At 41.5% G+C, this 19,043-nt stretch carries 20 protein-coding genes; 15 read left to right on the top strand and 5 right to left on the bottom strand.

Features of this window, described 5'->3' with window-relative positions; all coding sequences use genetic code 11:
• The first annotated feature begins 19 nt into the window (after positions 1-19).
• Positions 20-286 carry a DUF2087 domain-containing protein gene (locus tag K5Q34_RS02430; RefSeq protein WP_105119627.1) on the top strand — a complete coding sequence of 89 codons (267 nt, stop codon included), beginning with the start codon at positions 20-22 and terminating at the stop codon, positions 284-286.
• A 175-nt stretch (positions 287-461) separates the two neighbouring features.
• Here the strand turns inward: K5Q34_RS02430 and K5Q34_RS02425 are convergent, their stop codons facing one another.
• Complete coding sequence (locus tag K5Q34_RS02425) at positions 462-764, bottom strand: hypothetical protein (protein WP_105136012.1); 303 nt, start codon at positions 762-764, stop codon at positions 462-464.
• Between the two features lie 192 nt (positions 765-956).
• Between K5Q34_RS02425 and K5Q34_RS02420 the strand changes: the two genes are divergently transcribed.
• Together K5Q34_RS02420 and K5Q34_RS02415 are read left to right on the top strand one after the other, a co-directional pair.
• On the top strand, positions 957-1,700 hold the full coding sequence (locus tag K5Q34_RS02420; protein WP_105183920.1) for a polyphosphate polymerase domain-containing protein: 744 nt from the start codon (positions 957-959) through the stop codon (positions 1,698-1,700).
• Positions 1,687-2,364, top strand: coding sequence for a DUF4956 domain-containing protein (locus K5Q34_RS02415; RefSeq protein ID WP_221864442.1), 678 nt, complete (start codon positions 1,687-1,689; stop codon positions 2,362-2,364). The genes K5Q34_RS02420 and K5Q34_RS02415 overlap by 14 nt, the downstream gene beginning before the upstream one ends.
• Before the next feature lie 43 nt (positions 2,365-2,407).
• Here K5Q34_RS02415 and K5Q34_RS02410 read toward each other — a convergent pair whose 3' ends face one another.
• The gene (locus K5Q34_RS02410) at positions 2,408-2,890 is read right to left on the bottom strand and encodes an 8-oxo-dGTP diphosphatase (RefSeq protein WP_024400725.1); all 483 of its coding nucleotides are present in this window, start codon (positions 2,888-2,890) and stop codon (positions 2,408-2,410) included.
• A gap of 166 nt (positions 2,891-3,056) precedes the next feature.
• Between K5Q34_RS02410 and folE the strand changes: the two genes are divergently transcribed.
• From folE to K5Q34_RS02385, 5 genes are read left to right on the top strand one after another with little or no spacing between them, the layout of a single operon-like run.
• Positions 3,057-3,620: a GTP cyclohydrolase I FolE gene (gene folE / locus K5Q34_RS02405; protein WP_002938082.1), complete on the top strand. Its 564-nt coding sequence runs from the start codon at positions 3,057-3,059 to the stop codon at positions 3,618-3,620.
• A gap of 8 nt (positions 3,621-3,628) precedes the next feature.
• On the top strand, positions 3,629-4,441 hold the full coding sequence (gene folP / locus K5Q34_RS02400) for a dihydropteroate synthase (protein WP_221864441.1): 813 nt from the start codon (positions 3,629-3,631) through the stop codon (positions 4,439-4,441).
• Positions 4,434-4,796 (top strand): dihydroneopterin aldolase, encoded by a 363-nt coding sequence (folB, locus tag K5Q34_RS02395; protein ID WP_012027113.1) that lies wholly within the window; start codon positions 4,434-4,436, stop codon positions 4,794-4,796. Before folP ends, folB begins: the two co-directional genes overlap by 8 nt.
• On the top strand, positions 4,793-5,281 hold the full coding sequence (gene folK, locus K5Q34_RS02390) for a 2-amino-4-hydroxy-6-hydroxymethyldihydropteridine diphosphokinase (protein WP_105212406.1): 489 nt from the start codon (positions 4,793-4,795) through the stop codon (positions 5,279-5,281). Before folB ends, folK begins: the two co-directional genes overlap by 4 nt.
• A 50-nt stretch (positions 5,282-5,331) precedes the next feature.
• Positions 5,332-6,642, top strand: a complete 1,311-nt coding sequence (locus K5Q34_RS02385; protein ID WP_205028404.1) for a GntP family permease — start codon at positions 5,332-5,334, stop codon at positions 6,640-6,642.
• Between the two features lie 70 nt (positions 6,643-6,712).
• On the opposite strand, the gene K5Q34_RS02380 is transcribed toward K5Q34_RS02385, so the two are convergent.
• A complete protein-coding gene (locus tag K5Q34_RS02380; protein WP_044763959.1) occupies positions 6,713-7,861 on the bottom strand; it encodes a cobalamin-independent methionine synthase II family protein in 1,149 nt (382 codons plus the stop codon).
• Between the two features lie 203 nt (positions 7,862-8,064).
• Here K5Q34_RS02380 and K5Q34_RS02375 point away from each other — a divergent pair, with 203 nt between their 5' ends.
• Positions 8,065-9,231 carry an MFS transporter gene (locus K5Q34_RS02375; protein WP_208546662.1) on the top strand — a complete coding sequence of 389 codons (1,167 nt, stop codon included), beginning with the start codon at positions 8,065-8,067 and terminating at the stop codon, positions 9,229-9,231.
• Between the two features lie 98 nt (positions 9,232-9,329).
• Here the strand turns inward: K5Q34_RS02375 and K5Q34_RS02370 are convergent, their stop codons facing one another.
• Entirely contained in the window at positions 9,330-9,500 is a 171-nt protein-coding gene (locus tag K5Q34_RS02370; protein WP_012775205.1) for a DUF3042 family protein, read from the bottom strand.
• 68 nt (positions 9,501-9,568) lie between these two features.
• On the opposite strand from K5Q34_RS02370, the gene miaA reads away from it, so the two are divergent.
• From miaA to K5Q34_RS02345, 5 genes are read left to right on the top strand one after another with little or no spacing between them, the layout of a single operon-like run.
• Positions 9,569-10,453, top strand: a complete 885-nt coding sequence (gene miaA / locus K5Q34_RS02365; RefSeq protein ID WP_208546663.1) for a tRNA (adenosine(37)-N6)-dimethylallyltransferase MiaA — start codon at positions 9,569-9,571, stop codon at positions 10,451-10,453.
• A complete protein-coding gene (gene hflX / locus K5Q34_RS02360) occupies positions 10,446-11,696 on the top strand; it encodes a GTPase HflX (RefSeq protein ID WP_221864440.1) in 1,251 nt (416 codons plus the stop codon). The genes miaA and hflX overlap by 8 nt, the downstream gene beginning before the upstream one ends.
• Positions 11,680-12,309, top strand: coding sequence for a cystathionine beta-lyase (locus K5Q34_RS02355; RefSeq protein WP_221864439.1), 630 nt, complete (start codon positions 11,680-11,682; stop codon positions 12,307-12,309). Before hflX ends, K5Q34_RS02355 begins: the two co-directional genes overlap by 17 nt.
• Before the next feature lie 10 nt (positions 12,310-12,319).
• Positions 12,320-13,249, top strand: a complete 930-nt coding sequence (rnz, locus tag K5Q34_RS02350) for a ribonuclease Z (RefSeq protein ID WP_044693944.1) — start codon at positions 12,320-12,322, stop codon at positions 13,247-13,249.
• Entirely contained in the window at positions 13,246-14,001 is a 756-nt protein-coding gene (locus K5Q34_RS02345; RefSeq protein ID WP_172114631.1) for an SDR family oxidoreductase, read from the top strand. Before rnz ends, K5Q34_RS02345 begins: the two co-directional genes overlap by 4 nt.
• 43 nt (positions 14,002-14,044) lie before the next feature.
• Here the strand turns inward: K5Q34_RS02345 and K5Q34_RS02340 are convergent, their stop codons facing one another.
• Positions 14,045-17,230, bottom strand: coding sequence for a M14 family zinc carboxypeptidase (locus K5Q34_RS02340; protein WP_221864438.1), 3,186 nt, complete (start codon positions 17,228-17,230; stop codon positions 14,045-14,047).
• 215 nt (positions 17,231-17,445) lie between these two features.
• Here K5Q34_RS02340 and cls point away from each other — a divergent pair, with 215 nt between their 5' ends.
• Entirely contained in the window at positions 17,446-18,993 is a 1,548-nt protein-coding gene (cls, locus tag K5Q34_RS02335; protein WP_172114635.1) for a cardiolipin synthase, read from the top strand.
• Positions 18,994-19,043: the final 50 nt, after the last annotated feature.

Raw genomic sequence — 19,043 nt, 5'->3', positions numbered from 1 at the left:
GGATTTTTGGGAGGGTGATATGAGTACTCAGGATATTCAAGAAAAATTTTTCCGAGATGGGAAATTGCTTGTCATTCCGAAAAAGCTGAAAAGTAAGCAGGTCTTGTTTGCTTATTTACAAGAAGAATTAGCTAAGAAAGGTTCAACATTCACCGAAAAAGAGGTTAATGCCTTTCTAGCTGAGTTTTATGATGACTATGCTGTATTGAGACGCTACTTGGTGGATTATGGCTACTTATCGCGTGATCAGTATGGTTTGGAATACAGAATAGAAGAAAAGAGATGATTGCGGTCATCTCTTTTGTCTTATACTCTTCGAAAATCAAAATTATCCGTTGTCAAGAGCCTTGATGAGTGAAAAGCTCCAGTGGAGGTTTTCAGTCTGTTACCTTTCAATAAAAAAGTAACAGAGTTCTATCTTCGCCTTCGTTTCCTAGGCTACTTTTGATTTTCATTGAGTATTACAAAATAAAAGGTTCAATCTTCAACTCTATCTGTTTGCCATACTTGGCTAGTAAATCGTCTGCCAGGGGATGATAGAGTTCTCGTAGTTGTTCAATCTTGTCAGGGAATTGCTTGCCAATGTAGTCAAACTTGCATTCGATGGTTAAGAAAAGTTGGTGGAAGAGTTCGTTCATCTCATTCAAGCGGGCAATCATTTCTTCGTCTTCTTTGAGAAAATCAGGAATTTCTGAGCGATTGTTGACAAAACCGTCGATGAGTTTTACGGGGAAAGAGCCGTATTCTAGGACAAATTCGTACATGGGTTTCTCCTTGCCTTACTATTGATAGGACTATTGTAGCATAGATTAGAATGTGACAAAAGAATTTCAACTTTATTGCAGTTTAAGTTTTGTTTAATTTTATTTTCAGTTTCATTTAAAGCTTGGTCGGTAAACTATATCTTGTAAACAAGACAGGGACCTGTCAAAATTTAGGATAGAAGAGGCACAATAATGAAAACAAGAATCGTACAAAAGCAGTTTAAGCGTAAAGAGACTAAATATATCGTTGATAAAAAAACTTTTGAACTTTTAGAAAAGGAACTTCGTCAGTACATGATGGCAGATGAATTTGCGACATCAACGATTACCAATATCTACTTTGATAATGAAGATTTTGATATGATTCAAGATTCACTTGCCAAAAAGAATGGACGTGAGAAAATTCGTATGCGTGTCTATGATGCGACACCATCTGAATCGAGTCAAGCCTTTCTTGAAATCAAGAAAAAAGAAAATAAAATTGGCTATAAATACCGTTTAACTTCAAACCCTGTTTCTGTAACAAATTATATCGAAAATGGGGTGATTGATTCTACAATCAAGGATGATAAGGTAACCTCAGAATTCGAAATGTTGAGAGAACGCTACGGGACTATTAAGCCGAAGATGTATATCTACTACGATCGCGTATCCTATAAAGGAATCGAAGACAAAAAAGTTCGTCTCACAATCGATAAGAACTTACTGTATCGAGACTACGATGTGGATGCAATGGAAGGTAAATTTGGTAAGAACCTATTAGACCCAACCAAAGTAATCATGGAAGTAAAGGTTCCTGAAGAGCGACCAGAATGGTTAGTAGCTTTGCTTGAAAAATACCAGATTGAAAAACAATCATTTTCAAAATATGGCAATGCCTATAAGCTTGCCCACAACATCACTGGAGAGGAAGTAAGCCAACATGCAGCTGTTTAATAGCATTTTTTCAACGACCAATAGTAATATTACCTTAGCGCAGATGTCCATGGTTTTTGGAGTTAGTCTATCCATGGGGGTACTCTTAGCGGCTGTTTATAAATATAAATCTAATTATACAAAGGAATTTGTCATCACATTAAGTTTAATGCCAGCTTTGATTGCTGTTATCATTGCATTAGTTAATGGTAACTTGGGAGCGGGTGTTGCGGTAGCAGGGACTTTCAGTCTAATTAAATTCCGCTCAGCAGCAGGTTCTTCGAAGGAAATGCTTGCAGTCCTCTTAGCGATGGCTATCGGTCTAGCGACAGGAATGGGCTTCCTAGGTTTGGCTGTCTTTATGACGGTCATCTTATCTGCTTGTATCTTGATTTTTGAGAACATTAGCTTTGCTCAAGTCAATCAAAATCGTCGTCATCTCTTGGTAACAGTGCCAATGAATTTTGACTATGATCAATTTTTTGAAAATCAATTTGGTAAATCTTGCAAGCAAGCCGACTTAATTTCCCTCAAGTACAAAAAGAAAAAAGAAGCGCTGATCTTAGAATATCAAGTTCTTCTAGATAAAAAAATTACAGATAAACGATTGGTAGATACAGTATTGTCAGCTGGTCCCTTGGATGTCGTATTGAACAAGCAAATGCCTAAGAAAAAATTCTTATAACGAAAATAAGCCTTGAAAACCAAGGCTTTTTCTATTTATAGAATTACTCCTCATAAAAATCAACGCTGTAATCCAGCAAGCTATCCCCGTCATAGCGGAAGCAAGCGGAAAAGAAGGGTTTGTTCTCTAATAGCCATGCTTGAAAATGGCGATCGCCTTCCCAAGTTGGTTTGGAGAGCACTTGGTCATAAGGAACCCACTCTAAATCGCCTTCGTTGCAATCGATCAAACTTCCTTCAAAACCAGTTATCTTAAAGACATAGGTGTACCAGTCTGTATTTGGAGTAAAGTCTGGGAAGGTTATCACTCCTTTTAGAGCATGCTTTGTTACAGTAAGCCCAGTTTCCTCAAAGACTTCTCGAATGGCACAAGCCTGTGGTGTTTCGCCAGGTTCTAGTTTACCACCAACTCCAATCCATTTTCCTTGATGGACATCATTTTCTTTCTTGTTTCGATGAAGGAGAAGAAATTCCTTACCATTATCAATGTAGCAAATCGTAGCGAGTTGGACGGGTTTCTTGGTCATAAAGGCTCCTTGTAGTTGATTTATCCTATTATACCACAAAGGTGGTAGTAGGGACACCTGCTTGGTGCTCTGGTAGGGGACAGTTTTGGGATTAGAATATTGAAAGCCCTTTTCTGAAAACAGTTTTTGAGGTATAATAAGAACATCAAACTATTTAGGATGCACTATGTCAAAACAAGAACAAATCGAACAAACAATTTATCAATTATTGGAATTATTGGGTGAGGACCCGAATCGTGAAGGTTTATTAGACACGCCTAAACGGGTCGCTAAGATGTATTTAGAAATGTTTAACGGCCTAGAAGAGGATCCCAAAGACCAATTTACAGCTGTCTTCTCAGAGGGACATGAAGAGGTTGTATTGGTGAAGGATATTCCTTTTCATTCTATGTGTGAACACCATCTTGTCCCATTTTATGGTATTGCACATGTAGCCTATATTCCGAGTAAGGGGCGTGTGACAGGTCTGAGTAAATTGGCGCGTGCAGTGGAGGTGGCGAGCCGTCGTCCTCAATTGCAGGAGCGCTTAACTCATCAAGTGGCTCATGCACTTCAAGATGCCCTTGAACCAGAAGGCGTTTTTGTCATGGTCGAAGCAGAGCATATGTGCATGAGTATGCGCGGTATTCGCAAGCCAGGTAGTAAGACAGTGACCACCGTTGCCCTTGGCAAATACAAGGAAGATGCCATCTTGCGCCGTGAACTCTTGTCCATGATTCACAATAAATAGGAGGTTCTATGTCAATCGAACAGTTAGCGAATCAAGTAACCATTATGGGGATTCTCAATGTGACGCCAGACTCATTTTCAGATGGTGGTCACTATAATGAGGTGGAGTCTGCCTTGGTACAAGTAGAAAAGTTGTTGGCTGAGGGTGCTACCGTCATTGATGTTGGTGGGGAGTCCACTCGTCCAGGTGCAACATTTGTGTCTGAAGAAGACGAGATTGCTCGCGTGGTTCCAATTATTCGTGCAATCAAAGAAAACTATGACTGTCTAGTTAGCATTGACACCTATAAAACAGGCACAGCCCGTGCAGCCTTGGAAGCAGGCGCAGATATTTTAAATGATGTCTGGGCAGGACTTTATGATGGAGATATGTTAGCCTTGGCTGCGGAGTACAAGGTACCAATTATTCTCATGCACAACCAGAAAGAAGAAAGCTATGCGGATGTTGTTGGAGAGGTCAAAAACTTTCTAGCCGAGCGTGCCCAAGCAGCACTTGATGCTGGTGTTTCCGCAGACCGGATTTGGTTAGACCCAGGATTTGGTTTTTCAAAAAATGTTCAACATAATCTGGACCTCTTGCAAGGTCTGGAACAGATTACTGCTCTTGGTTATCCCGTTCTATTTGGAATATCTCGTAAGCGCGTGGTAGATTATCTGCTTGGTGGAAATAGCTTACCGACTGACCGCGATCAAGCAACGGCAGCCTTGTCTGCCTGGGCAGTCCAAAAAGGCTGTAAAATGGTCCGTGTTCACAATGTCGCTGCCAACCGTGACATCGTTAAAGTTTGGGACCAATTGACTTCTGGAGGTCAACATGGATAAGATTTCTCTTAATAAATGTCGCTTTTACGGCTACCATGGTGCCTTCAAAGAAGAACAAGTTCTTGGTCAAATTTTCACAGTTGACTGTGATTTGTTTGTTGACCTGACAGCAGCTTCACAAACTGACAATTTAGAAGACACAGTTCACTACGGTATGGTCTTTGAAACCATTAAAGCAGTTGTGGAAGGCAAGCCCTACATCCTTATAGAAAAGGTAGCAGGTGTTATTTGTCAGGAGATTTTTGATCAATTTCCAAAGGTGGAGAAGATTCGCTTGGCCATTTACAAGGAAAATCCGCCCATTGCTGGACACTATGATTCTGTCGGAATTGAATTGGAGCGTGAACGACCATGAAGCATATAGCCTATCTCAGTATCGGAGGGAACATGGGCAATCGGCAAGCCTATTTACAGGCAGCCCTAGACAAATTAGCCAGTCATCCAGGTTGCCAGCTTGGCTTAGTTTCCAACATTTATGAAACTCCAGCTTGGGGTAAGACAGATCAGGCTGATTTCCTCAATCTAGCTTGTCAAGTGTATACTGATTTATCTGCTCAGGATTTTCTAAGCGTTTGCCAGAACATCGAACAAGAGTTGGACCGAGTACGGATTGAAAAATGGGGACAACGGACCATTGATTTGGATATTATTTTTTGGGATGAGGAGAAGATTCAAGAAGAGAATCTGATTGTTCCCCATCCCTACGCCCATGAAAGAGCATTTGTTCTCAAACCTCTTGCTGAGATTGCTTCTGATTACCGTCACCCAATTTTGAAAAAAGTGGTATCGGACTTACTTGCAGAACTAGGGGAACAAAAAGATATAAAAATTTTCAAATAGTTGCCTCTGATACTAGGTTTATTAGAGGATAGAATAGATAAAGGAGTTTTATGACAATTTTAGCAACTTTAGGGGTTTTATTGGCTATTGTAGCCATTATTTATTGGACATCAAAAAATTTACATGTCATCGTTGCTGCACCACTAGCTAGTTTAATCATCATTCTGACCAATCAGATGAATGTTTTGGAAGTTATGTTGGGCAAAGAGCAGTCTTATATGGCGGGCTTAGCAGGTTTTTTGATTAATAATTTTGCCATCTTTATGCTGGGGTCTATCTTGGCACGTTATATGGAGGCAAGTGGAGCTACGCAGACAATTGCCAATAGCATTTTGAAAGTAATGGGAAAAGATAGTCCCTATAAGGGCTTGTTAGCGATCACTTTGATTGCTTCCATTCTGACCTATGGTGGTGTGAGTATTTTTGTAGTCATTTTTACCTTGCTTCCCCTTTCACGCCCCCTCTTTAAAGAGTTGAATATCAACTGGGCACTTTTTCCGATTCCTGTCTTTTTGGGAGCAGGTACCTATACGATGACAACTCTTCCTGGGGCACCTTCCATCCAGAATGTCATTCCGACAAAAGTTTTGGGAACTAGCTTGACCGCGGCACCCGTTATCAGTTTGGCAGCCAGCTTGACGCTATTAATATTTGGCTTGCTCTACATGGCCTACTGCCTCAAGAAAAGTCTAGCAAATGGAGAGACGTATATGGAAGAAGAGGATGAAGCTGCAGTAGTGGTAGCTGATAAGACACCAAATCTATTTTTATCAGTCTTGCCTCTATTCAGTCTTATTGGGACGATTTTCCTAATGAGTAAAACTCCGAATGTCCTAGCAATTGGCTTGTTGGTTTCTATCCTTCTATCAGCCTTGATTTTTTATCCATATCTGCCAAATCAAAAAGAAATTTTGAATGCTGCGACAACGGCATCTATAGTGCCTGCTTTTGCAACTTCTAGTACCGTAGCATTTGGGACGGTGTTAACCTTGTCAGCAGGTTTTGCAGTCATTCAAGAATGGATTCAACAAATACCAGGATCACCGCTGATCAGTTTATCTGTTTCGACAGCATTGGTTAGTGGTATTATCGGTTCATCTTCTGGTGCGGTAGGTATTGCTTCAAGTAATTTCCTCCCTGCCTATTTGGAAATGGGGATTAATCCAGAGTTGCTGCATCGTGTAGTAGTTGTTGCATCAGCTATCTTGACAGTTGTGCCTCAGTCTGGTGTGATGATTACCTTCCACAATCTTTCGAAATTAAGTATGAAACGTGGACTCAAGTATTCGTTTATCCTAGTGACAGTTGGGCATTTGTTAGCCTTACTTGTGATTTTACTGTTGGCACCTTTGCTATATTAGGATTGATTAACAAACAAATAAAAGCCCTGCCAAATGGCGGGGCTTTTATGCACGAATAACAAGAAGTGGCTTAAGACCAAAACTTCTCTGCAATTTCTTGGCCTTGTTTAATTTTTGCCCACTGTTGCGGGATGGCCAATTCATTACCTGAATCACATGAAGCGAATCCACATTGATGTGACAAGTAGAGACGCTCTTTTGGAATAATCTTGCTTGCTTCTTCGAGTAATTTGTACACACGTTCTTCATCATCCAAATCAGAAGTTTTACTTGAAAGTAGACCAAGAACGACTTCGACATTCTTATCACGCAAGCTTTCCAAAGCTTTTAAATCACCTGCACGTTCATCATCCCACTCAAGGAAGAATCGATCGTATTTTTGGTCACGCAGGAATTTTTCAGCAATGGCTTCGTAAGTTCCGCCAGCTGCTGAGCGGCTTTCATAGTTACCACGGCAGTTGTGCGTCCAGACGGTCAAGCCAATTTCATGCCCGTAATCAATAACAGCATTATTGATAGCAACAAACTCGTCAGCCAAAGCAGCCAATGCTTCAGAATCGTCTTGTGGCAAGAAAGGTACAGGGTTAGCAGGGTCGAATAATTCCCAAAGGCAGTCATCGAATTGAACGATTTGTCCACCAGCTTCCTTGTACTGGTCTAAAAATTCTCTATAGGCAGCCAATAAACCTTCTTTCAAATCCTCACGTGTTTTATAAACTTGGTCTGGACCGACTTGACCATTGAAGAGAACAAGCTCGGTAAAGGCATGGGCAGGTCCCCATACAGTTAACTTTGTATCAGTTTCACCAGCTAGTTCTTTAACTTTTTTATAAATGTCAATGAAATGGTGATTTTTTGCTGAAAGAGGACCTGTGATACGTAATCCAATATCCTTACGTGTTTCAAAAATTTGTCCATCATGGTCTTTAAAAGGATAACCATGCTCAGCAATGTAACGCTCGATACCATCGAAGCCCCAGACAAAGTCAAGATGCCACATTGATTTTGAAAACTCACCGTCTGTTACAATATCAATACCATTTGCTTTTTGTTCAGCTACAATCGCCTCGATAGTTGCAGCTTCAGTTTCTTGATAGCCATCAAAGGCGTCGTAGAATGGGTATTGGATATTGTCACGATGCTCAATTTTACGTTTAAATTCTCCTAAGTTTGCTGGTCGAAGAAGTGAACCGACTAATTGGAATCTTGAAGTTGTCATATATGTATCTCTCTCTTTCTTTCGTTTTAGTGATGAACCTATTCTAACTCATGAGCTATCATTTGAAAAATAGTTATTTTCATGGCAAATCCATAGTTAAAAACTATAACTAGAAAAAAAGACGGAAATAACTTTCTATCATTTGTCAACTATGGTATAATCGAAAGTGCTGAAATCCGAACATTAGGAGACTTAGGAGAAAAATGAAAAAACAATCACCCTTTATAATTGCAGGAATCGTCATGCTAGGGGTCGTGATGCGTGCCCCCTTTACAGCTTTACCTGCTATTTTGACAGATGTTGCAGCAGGACTGGGAGTAGAAGTGAGTTCATTAGGAATTTTAACCTCTATTCCGCTCATCATGTTTGCTCTCTGTTCATCCTTAGCACCGCGTCTTGCGGCTAAGTTTGGCATGGAAAAACTAATGGCCCTAATCTTACTGGTTATGGTGCTTGGTTCAGGGATGCGAGTTCTCAACTTACCAGCCCTTTACATTGGTACAATGCTTGTTGGTGCTACAATAGCATTTATTAATGTTTTGCTACCAAGTTTGGTTGCGGCTAATTTTCCAAAGAAAATTGGTCTGTATACGACGATTTATATCACTCTCATGGGGGTGGCGGCAACAGTTGCATCCATGATTGCTGTTCCAATTGTATCCTCTAGTTCTTGGGAATTTTTTATTCTGTTAATTACAGGATTGGTGCTTCTGGCTTTCCTAATCTGGTTGCCTAATGTAAAAAATAACCATCGATTTGCAAGTGAGAACCAAGGAAAACAGAAATCATCTATCTGGAAAAATAAAGCAGCGATTGCCTTTTTGATATTTGGTGGGCTACAATCAGTCCTCTACTATACAGAGATTACCTGGTTGCCAACCATTTCTCAATCAGTTGGCTTTAGTAAGGCAGAAGCAGGTCTAATGGCTGGTTTCTTTAATATGACAGCTATTCCCATGTCAATGATTATCCCAGCTATTCTTTCCCGTCAGACAAAAGAAATGCGTCGAAATATCATGCTGGCTATTTCCTCTGTCACCTTGCTTGGCTTGGCTATGATGGCATTGATTCCGACCAATCTCATTCTTTGGTCAGCACTTCACATTATTTTAAGTTTTTCAAATGCAGCCCTCTTTCCTTATATGATGTTGAGCTTTACTTTGAAAACAAGCAACAGCCAAGCTACTGCTCAGCTATCAGGAATGGTGCAGACAGGTGGCTATCTCATTGCAGCATTTGGACCAGGCCTTCTCGGTTATAGCTATCCAATCTTCGGAAACTGGATGCCATTGATTCTTGCTCTGGCTATCGTCACACTTGCTATGATGTGGACTATTGTTCTGATCGAAAAAGAAGATATTATCTTATAAAGTATAATCCCTTAAGAAGGCTGGCATTTTTCTGTGAAAATGGCAGAGCTTCTAAGGGATTTTTTGTCAAACAAAAAAGCTGGACTCCTGCCAGCTTTTTAATGTGCTACACGTTTACGAGCAGCTTTTTTACGATTTTCCTCAATGAAGGCTTCTTTCTTTTCTTCTGGTTCAATGATTGTTTTGTGAACAGTGAAGACTGCGCCTGCTGCAAGAGCAACTGTAGAAAGAACACCTGTCAAGAAACCTTTACCAAAACCTTTAGCCATAGTTATTTCTCCTTTACTTGTGTTATAATAGATTTTAGCGAAAAAACAAAATATTTTCAAGGAAAAAGATGAAAACTAAAGTTATTGTGGTCATTGGACCAACTGCGGTAGGAAAAACTGCTTTAGGCATTGAATTGGCCCAGCGCTACAATGGAGAAATTATCAGCGGAGATAGCCAGCAAGTCTATCGCAAACTAGATATTGGTACGGCAAAAGCTAGTCCTGAAGAGCAGGCTGCTGCGGTCCATCACTTGATTGATGTCAGAGATGTGACCGAGGGCTATTCGGCTTATGAATTTGTAGCAGAAGCCAAGGCCTTAATTGCTGACATTACTAGTCGTGGAAAGTTGCCCATTATCGTTGGAGGAACTGGACTTTACATTCAGAGCTTGCTTGAAGGCTACCATCTGGGCGGGCAGGTTGATCAGGAGCAAGTTCTGGCTTATCGAGCGGAACTCGACTGCTTGTCTGACGAGGTTTTGGAAGCAATGGCAGAGCAGGCAGGTTTGATGGTCGAGGGAAACAGCCGACGGAGAATCATTCGTGGGTTAGAATTGAAAAAATTTGGCAAGAACTTAGAAAATACAGAGTCAGAATATGAGCCTCTTTACATCTGCCTGACGGATGACAGACAGGTTCTTTACGACCGCATTAATCAGCGAGTGGATAAGATGATGGCGGCGGGCTTACTAGATGAAGTTAGCTGGCTCTACCAAGAACACCCAGAAGCCCAAGCTGCTATGGGAATTGGCTACAAGGAGTTTTTCCCATACTTAGCAGGTCAAATCAGCCTAGAAGAAGCAGTTGATAAGGTCAAGCAAAATAGCCGCCGCTTCGCCAAACGCCAATTGACTTGGTTTAGAAATCGCATGCAGGTTCCCTTTTATTCAGTAGGAGAGCCAGATTACAAGTCGCAGATTTTCACCGCCGTGGAGGAATTTTTAAATGATTGAAACACAGAAAGAACAAGAACGTGCCCTCCTGGTCGGAGTGGAATTACAGCAGACAGACAACTTTGACATGTCCATGGAGGAGTTGGCAAGTCTTGCTAAGACGGCTGGCGCTCTGGTCAAGGGAGTCTACACTCAAAAACGTGAAAAATACGACAGCAAGACCTTTGTCGGCTCAGGGAAACTAGAAGAAATTGCCCAGATGGTCGAAGCTGATGAGATTGATACCGTCATTGTCAATAACCGACTGACGCCCCGTCAAAATGTCAATTTGGAGGAGATTCTGGGGGTTAAGGTCATCGACCGCATGCAGTTGATTTTAGATATTTTTGCCATGCGAGCACGGAGCCACGAGGGAAAACTGCAGGTCCACTTGGCCCAGCTCAAGTACATGTTGCCACGCTTGGTTGGACAAGGTATCATGCTCAGCCGTCAGGCGGGTGGTATCGGCTCTCGTGGACCAGGTGAAAGCCAGTTGGAGCTCAACCGTCGAAGCATTCGCAACCAGATACATGATATTGAACGCCAACTCAAAACGGTAGAGAAAAACCGAGCAACTGTCCGCGAACGCCGCCTGCAATCAGGTGTTTTCAAGATTGGCTTGATTGGATATACCAATGCTGGTAAGTCCACCATCATGAATGCCATGACGGATAAGCGACAGTACGAGGCGGACGAACTCTTTGCGACACTTGATGCCACGACCAAGCAGATTAACTTGGCAGACAAGTTCAACGTGACCTTGACCGATACGGTTGGTTTTATTCAGGACCTGCCGACCGAGTTGATTTCTGCCTTCAAGTCCACCTTGGAGGAGTCTATGAATGTGGACCTCTTGCTCCATGTCATCGACGCTTCTGACCCCAATCACAGTGAGCAGGAGCAGGTGGTCTTGGATATTTTGAAAGACTTGGATATGCTGGACATTCCACGTCTGGCCCTCTACAACAAGCTGGACAAGACGGACGACAGCTTTACCCCCAGTCAGTTTCCTCATGTCATGCTGTCCGCTAAGGATGAAAATGCCAAAGGCCATATACAGATGATGGTCTTGGCCAAGATTAAGATCATGTTTGAACGATTTGAGGTCAGGGTCCCACTAGCTGAAGCTTACAAGTTGCACGATTTGGCAACTCTGGCACTGATTGAAAATCGGACCTACGAAGAGGATGTGGAAGTGGTATCAGGCTATATCGCTTCCAGCAATAAATGGAAGTTGGAAGAATTTTATGATGGATTATCTTGATTTGGCAATCAAATACGGTGGCTTTACCAGCCTGGACAAGGTCTATCTGGCTAAGAAATTAGCTGATTTGACTGACCAACAAAAACTAGATTTTATCACGCCACCGCCTTCAGTTATCAACGCTTATTTTGCGGAAATCTACCAGAAACAAGGAGCAGAAGAGGCGACGGATTACTATCTGACCCTATCTCAGCAGCTCTGCCTTTTTCCAAAAGAGCCCAGCTTTGAAGAAGATAAGCCCTTTGTCCGCCTGAATTTATCTGGTAAGTCTTTCGGATTTGCCTATGTGTCGGCTGACGGTCTGGCTCAGGTTTTTTCGGAAGTAGTAGAGGAAGTGACGGATAGCTTGCTCTTTGAAATTGCCCAAGTCTTTCCCCACTATGTTGTCTTTGTGGAGGAGGGCAAGATTTTCATGAAAGCCAATCCCTTTAAGGACGCCGAATTAAAGGAAGTTGAAACAGACTACCTTTTGACCAAAGTGGAGACGACAGAAGGTTTGGTCAAGATTTCAGGCTTTAATCAGGAAGAAGTGCTGGAAGCAGCGGAAGGTTTTTCTGGTCAGTATTACTATGTCTGGTCGGGTCGCTCTGCAATTTTATATATAAAACATTAGAAAGTAAACAATGCAAATTCAATTTTTAGGTACGGGGGCTGGTCAGCCCTCCAAGGCTCGAAATGTATCCAGTTTGGCCTTGAAACTCTTGGATGAAATCAATCAGGTTTGGTTATTTGACTGTGGCGAAGGAACTCAAAATCAAATTTTGGAAACGACTATTCGTCCACGTAAGGTCGCAAAAATCTTTATCACTCACCTGCACGGAGACCATATTTTTGGACTGCCAGGTTTTTTGTCTAGCCGTTCTTTCCAGTCAAGTGAGGAGCAGACTGATATTGATATTTACGGTCCTGTTGGCATCCGTTCCTTTGTCTTGGCAAGTTTGAAAGTTTCAGGGACACGCCTACCATATCGCATTCATTTTCATGAGTTTGATGTTGATACGGTAGGTCAGGTTCTGGAAACGGACAAATTCACAGTATTCGCTGAAAAACTGGACCATACCATTCCTTGTGTCGGCTATCGTGTCATCCAGAAAGATTTGGAAGGGACATTGGATGCAGAGGCTCTGCGCGCGGCAGGTGTACCATTTGGCCCCCTTTTTGGAAAAATAAAAAATGGTCAAAATGTGACTTTGGAGGACGGCAGGGAAATCATTGCCAGCGACTATATTTCTCCTCCTCGGCCTGGTAAGGTAGTGACCATTCTTGGTGATACGCGCAAGTGTCATGCCAGTGTGCGTCTAGCGGTTAATGCTGATGTGCTGGTACATGAGGCGACTTACGGAAAAGGCGATGAGAAGATTGCTCGCAAGCACGGGCATTCGACCAATATGGAAGCTGCTCAGGTTGCCAAGGATGCTGGTGTCAAGCAACTCTTACTCAATCATATCAGTCCACGATTTTTATCAAAGGATATTAGTCAATTACGGAAAGATGCAAGTACTATTTTCGAGCAGGTTCATATTGTCAAGGATTTAGAGGAAATTGAGCTATGAGAACTATTCTAATCACAGGTGCTTCTGGTGGCTTGGTACAGGAAATGGTGCCATTGCTGAAGGATGATTTTTTGATTTTACTAGGTCGTGATGTCGAAAAAATTGAGCAGCTCTATGCTTACCATGAAAAAAAGGCTGTCTTTGATGTAGACATCCGAGATGAAATAGCTCTGACGGCATTTTTCGATGAACTGGATAGTCAGTTTGGTCAGATTGATATTTTAGTCAATAATGCTGGCTATGCCATTTACGATGATTTTGAGAATTTTTCCAGCCAACAGGTGCAGGCTATGTTTGACATCAATACTTTTGCTCTGATGACTCTATGTCGTTTGGTGGGCAAGCGTATGAAGGCAAGACGGAGCGGGCAGATCATCAATATCATTTCCATGTCAGGTTTAATAGCTTCAAGCAAGTCATCTGTTTATTCTGCGACCAAGTTTGCGGCTATGGGGTTTTCCAATACCATTCGCTTGGAATTAGCCCAGTATGGTGTGACGGTTACAACTGTTAACCCAGGACCTATTGCAACCAGCTTTTTCGACCAAGCAGATCCAGACGGAAGCTATCACGAGAGCGTCAAGGCTTTCTTACTCCAGCCAGACTATGTTGCCAAGAAGATTGTTTCAGCTATGGGGACGAAGAAACGGGACATCAATCTGCCTCGGTCACTAGCAGCTGCTCATAAACTCTATACTCTCTTTCCAAGAATAGCAGACTACTTGGCCAGTACAGTATTTAATTTAAAATAAGCATAGAAAAACGCCGAAATAAAACTCGGCGTTTTCGTGTATACTAGCTACGTTTTTTTCTACGTAAGGCGATACTGCCTAGAAGTAGGCTACCTAATGCGATAGCGATATAGTTTGTTTTTTCACCTGTTTGAGGTAGTTGTTTTGTATCGGTAGACTTGGTGGTATGTACTACTGTAGTAGTTTTTGGCGCCTCATCCAGAATATTTTTTGGCATTTCAGGTTGTGGTACAAGAATTTCTACAGCTGGTAAATCTTCTAAGGTTGCTAATTGGCTACCAAATAGGGCGTTGGACACCCAACGGAAGAAGTGAACAGGGTGGACCTTGTTTGTTGGATTACCTGCATAGATAAAGACAGGTTGGTCTTGATAATTTCCAGCGATGGCGACAATTTTATTGGCTAATTTGTCATGACCAGCCCACCACCCTGCGATATAATAATCTTTGTCAGCAATTTTAACAAGTGTTTTAAATCCTTCAGGGATGCCTTCAATCCAATTACCGGAGTTGGAGTAGAAAAGGCCATTCATGGCGTAGCCACTAGTTAAAGGATCTTTATCATCAATAATAGCCCGCATGAGACCTTCATAGTCACCACCATCTGTAAATTGTTCCGCATTGAAACCTGCTAAGATTCCTAATTCCTCCAGTTTTTGCATGGCGACACCACCTACGATGATAATTGGTTTCTTACCAAATACACCGGCATCGAATTGATCTGATTCGAGAATGATAGCATCAGCCTCATCTGGGCTATTGACAATTTCAAAGCCCATTCGTTCTACCGCAAGTGCAGCATTTGCAAGAATGGCAAAGTCACCTGCCCAACTATAAGAGTGAGAAGGAGCATACACCTTCATTGCTTTCAATTCTTGTCCAAGAGGCTTCTTATAGAGAGGCTCGCCGTATAGAGCATAGGTGTCCAGTAAGTGGCTAAATTGGTTAGTTTCCATGATGTAGCCATCGTCTGTAAGGTAGACCTTAGCGCCTGATTTGATGGCTTGATTAATGGCCTGAACGGCGCTTTCAGATGTGTTTGCGACGATATAGTAAGGCGCTTTGAAATCAATTTCCGTAGTACGTGGAGCTTTTGTCCATGTGATGTTACCTAATTTGCCGCTAAAGGCGTTTTCTTCAAATACAGCCTTGGCGCTAAAGCCTTTCATATCTGGGAAGTTGACCACCAATTCAGCATACATGGCTCCCCAAGCAGATTCATCAGAACCAGCGTAGAGGACATGGTTAGCGAATCCTCGTTTGGCTTGAGCCATATCGACAACTAGGTCGCCCTTGCGGAAGTTTCCAACATCTTCAGTTAATTCCTTGACAACAACCCCATTACGATTGAAATATTCAATCATCTTAAAGGCTTCTTGCATATCGTTGTGTTTATCGAGCGTCATAGGAATCACATAGTAGTCTGGGAAGAATTTTGGCTGGTCTTTTTTGACACGTCCGACAACAGCTCCGTCTGGTCCGACTAATTCAGACTCTGCTTTTGGATCCTCTATCTTATTGACGCCGCGAGAATAGTATTTGAGACGCATTTCCATGAGACTGTCTGGCTTGGTTGCCATATTGTGAACACCGCCCAAAACAGCAAAGAATCCAGCCTTGAATGATTCTTGGTTTCCTTCTGGAATTTCGATCGTGTGTCCAAGAATACCGTGGTACATTGCATACACCGCTGTATAGCCTGAGAAGGAATCGTCCCAACCATCTCCCCAGTGGACTTTAGGGATGGTGTAGCGTTCATATTTAGAATTTGCAATACCTGCTCGGCCCATTTCGTGAGCTTTTTCCAGCATAATATCGGCTAGTAAATCATATTCAAAGTTTGGGTCATGTGGCGGAGTGGCAGGCTCGATGAGAAATCCAGATACAAAACCATGAATATCTAAAACAGATATTGGATTCCATTTGTGGATTTGACGAACGATGGCTTGTGTTTCTGGATTCACTTGGAAACCAGTATCGCGGTTAGGGTCCAAACCATTTACTAGTGAACGCAAGTTTTTAACATCGCCATCAGGATTTTCTGTGAAATTGAACAAGAAGATAAATTTATCTAACAAATCTGTCACTTTTAAATGCAGAGTAACAGGATTTCCATCGGCATCTGTAGATGGGAAGGTAATGGTATCTTTTTGTGCAAATTCTTTGAATAGGCTAGTTACCACATCTATGCCGGGTTGTTCATCAGCATGAGTGTTGTTGATGAGAATAGGTAATTTATAGTCGAAGGTTCCAGCTTGCAACTCTTTCAGCATCTGGTCGGGTTGGGTCAGCATGAGTGGCGTTGTTTCAGTAAGATATTTATCAATACTTGCTTGATCTTTAGCCACAATAGCCATTTTAATATCTCTACCTTCAGCTGATTGACCAATTGACTCAATCCTTACTAGGCGGTCGGTCGCAGCATTATCTTTAGTTTCCTCAATCTCTGTCAACATTTCCTCATGTGTACGGTAGGCTTCATAAGGACGGAAATGAAGAGTTTTTGAAATGGTCAGGTTCCCATCGGTGCTAGTACCTTCCAACAGCATATCTTTTATAAAATGTCGATAGGTACGGCGAATATTACTCGGTGTCCGCTTACTCAAATCTTCTCCAAAGAGAGCTGCGAGCTGGATATTCAAATGAAGTTGGTTATCCTGTCTGCTTTCTTCTACTGTGATAAATGTATCGCCTGTGAAATCTCCCTCTTTCAAATTCCATGTTTTCCATTCGGAGATAGGCTTTCCATCCAATGTCCATTCTATTTTTTCAGTCGTACCTGGAAGAGTGACGGATTCTGTGATAGTGACTGCTTCCGATAGATAGACAGTTTTTGTTTCAAGTGTAATTGTATCAATAGTCGGTACGGCAGATTTTTCTTCTGTAGGATCCTGACTATCATTATTAGCTGATTTGAGCGTAGTTTCCTCGGCATTGGGCTCGGAAGATGTTGTATCTTCTTCTGTGGAAACAGGTGTAGGAGAGGTATCTGCTATTTCTTCAGTTTGTTTTTCTGTCTCCTTCCCTTCTACAAGATTATCTGTAGCTTCGCTTGTGCTAGTTTCCATGATAGGAGTCTCTTCAGGCAGTGGAGTCACCGTTTCACTAGCAGTAGTTGGCATCTCCTCTGTATTTGCGAAGACCGTTCCCTGAGTGAGGGATGCAGCTAAAAGAACTGTTGAGGCAAGCAGGACTTGATTCAACAGCCTTTTCTTATATGAAAGTTTCATGCGAACTTCCTCCTTTTGATAATGTGTACGGGGTAGTAAATTAAAACGGGTTATTTCATGCCTATCTTATCAAAAAATATATGTCTTTACAATATAAATTGAATATGTTTATATATTTAAAATATTCAGAAATATCGGATCATAAAAACTATTTATTTTGAGTAGGATAATGAACTAAAATCTGTTATAATGGTAAAAAAATAAGGGAGAGATGTATGGAAAAACTTTGGAAAATTATATACAGTCGGACCTTTATCGTCATTAGTTTGATTGTTCTAACCATTTTCCTTATTCTATGGTTGGTAGGTTCGGCAGCTACCTATATGCCTGCTTTATTGATTGTTTTGCAAATTTTTTCGATTTTTGTAGCTATTTCAATCATCAATAGACCGATGAATACCAGTTTTAAGTTAACCTGGATTGTTTTTGTCATTGGTATTCCGATTTTTGGTGCTCTATTCTATTTTATTTTGCAGTCCAACATCGAAACCAAACGCTATCGTAAAAATTTTCATAAGCAAGCACAAAGACTTAGGGAGTATAGTAAGACGTCTGAAAAGGTCATGAAGGCATTAGAGCGGGAAGATAAGGAGCAACTGAAATTAGCTCACTTCATGAGTGAGTACGTTGGCTACCCAATTCATACCAATACGGATGCCGTCTATTTTTCGACAGGTCAGGAAAAATTTGAAGCTCTACTAGAAGAATTGAAAAAGGCAGAGCAGTATATTTTCATGGAGTACTTTATTGTCGATATGGGATATATGTGGGATTCCATCCTTGACATTTTGAAGGAAAAGGCAGCGCAGGGGGTGGAAGTTCGTTTTATGTATGATGGGATGAATTCACTGACCAATCTTCCCTATAATTACTATAAAACCTTGAGAAAATATGGGATAAAAGCCAAAGTATTTTCTCAAATTATCCCAGCCTTATCTACGGTGCAAAATAACCGTGACCATAGAAAAATTGCGATTGTTGATGGAAAGGTTGCCTTTACTGGTGGCATTAATATCGCAGATGAATACATCAACAAGAAAGTGCGTTTTGGTTACTGGAAAGACGCAGCGATTATGATTAGGGGAGAAGCTGTTGCAAACTTTACGTTGATGTTCCTTCAAATGTGGAATTACAATGAAAAGACAGAGACAGATGATCTACAATACCTCAAAACGCATAAAGATTTAGAGACGGAAACCATTGATGCTGAAGGTTTCTTCCTTCCGTATGGCGAGAATCCATTTGATGGAGATGAGGTAGCCAAACGAGTCTGCCTAGACATGATTCAGTCGGCAACGGATTATATTTATATCATGACACCCTACTTAGTGTTGGATGATGAAATGATTGATAATTTGACTTATGCTGCGAAGCGTGGAGTCGAGGTTCGCATTCTGCTCCCGCATATCTATGATAAAAAATCAGCCTATTTGGCTGCTCGTACTGATTTTCCGACTTACTTGGAAGCAGGAATTGAAATCTTTGAATTCCAGCCTGGGTTTGTCCATTCCAAAGTTGTTTTGGTTGATGATAAGAAAGCTACTGTTGGTACGGTGAATATGGATTTTCGCTCTTTTTATCTTAATTTTGAGTGCGGTCTCTATATTTACAATCACTCAGCAGTTTTGGCAGCTATTAAGGATGACTTTACTCATTCCTTCAAAAAATCACAGCAAATTAACCTTCTAACCTTCCATAAAACGTACTCTTGGTATAAGCGTTTGGGAGGAGCCCTACTGCGAATTATTTCACCGTTATTATAAATTGCACTATTAGTTCTTCATGGAGCAAGGGATCGACATTCTGTTTCGGT

Source organism: Streptococcus sp. 2018110, from assembly GCF_019754115.1.
GTDB lineage: Bacteria > Bacillota > Bacilli > Lactobacillales > Streptococcaceae > Streptococcus > Streptococcus hashimotonensis.
This window is presented reverse-complemented; position numbering and strand designations above follow the sequence as displayed.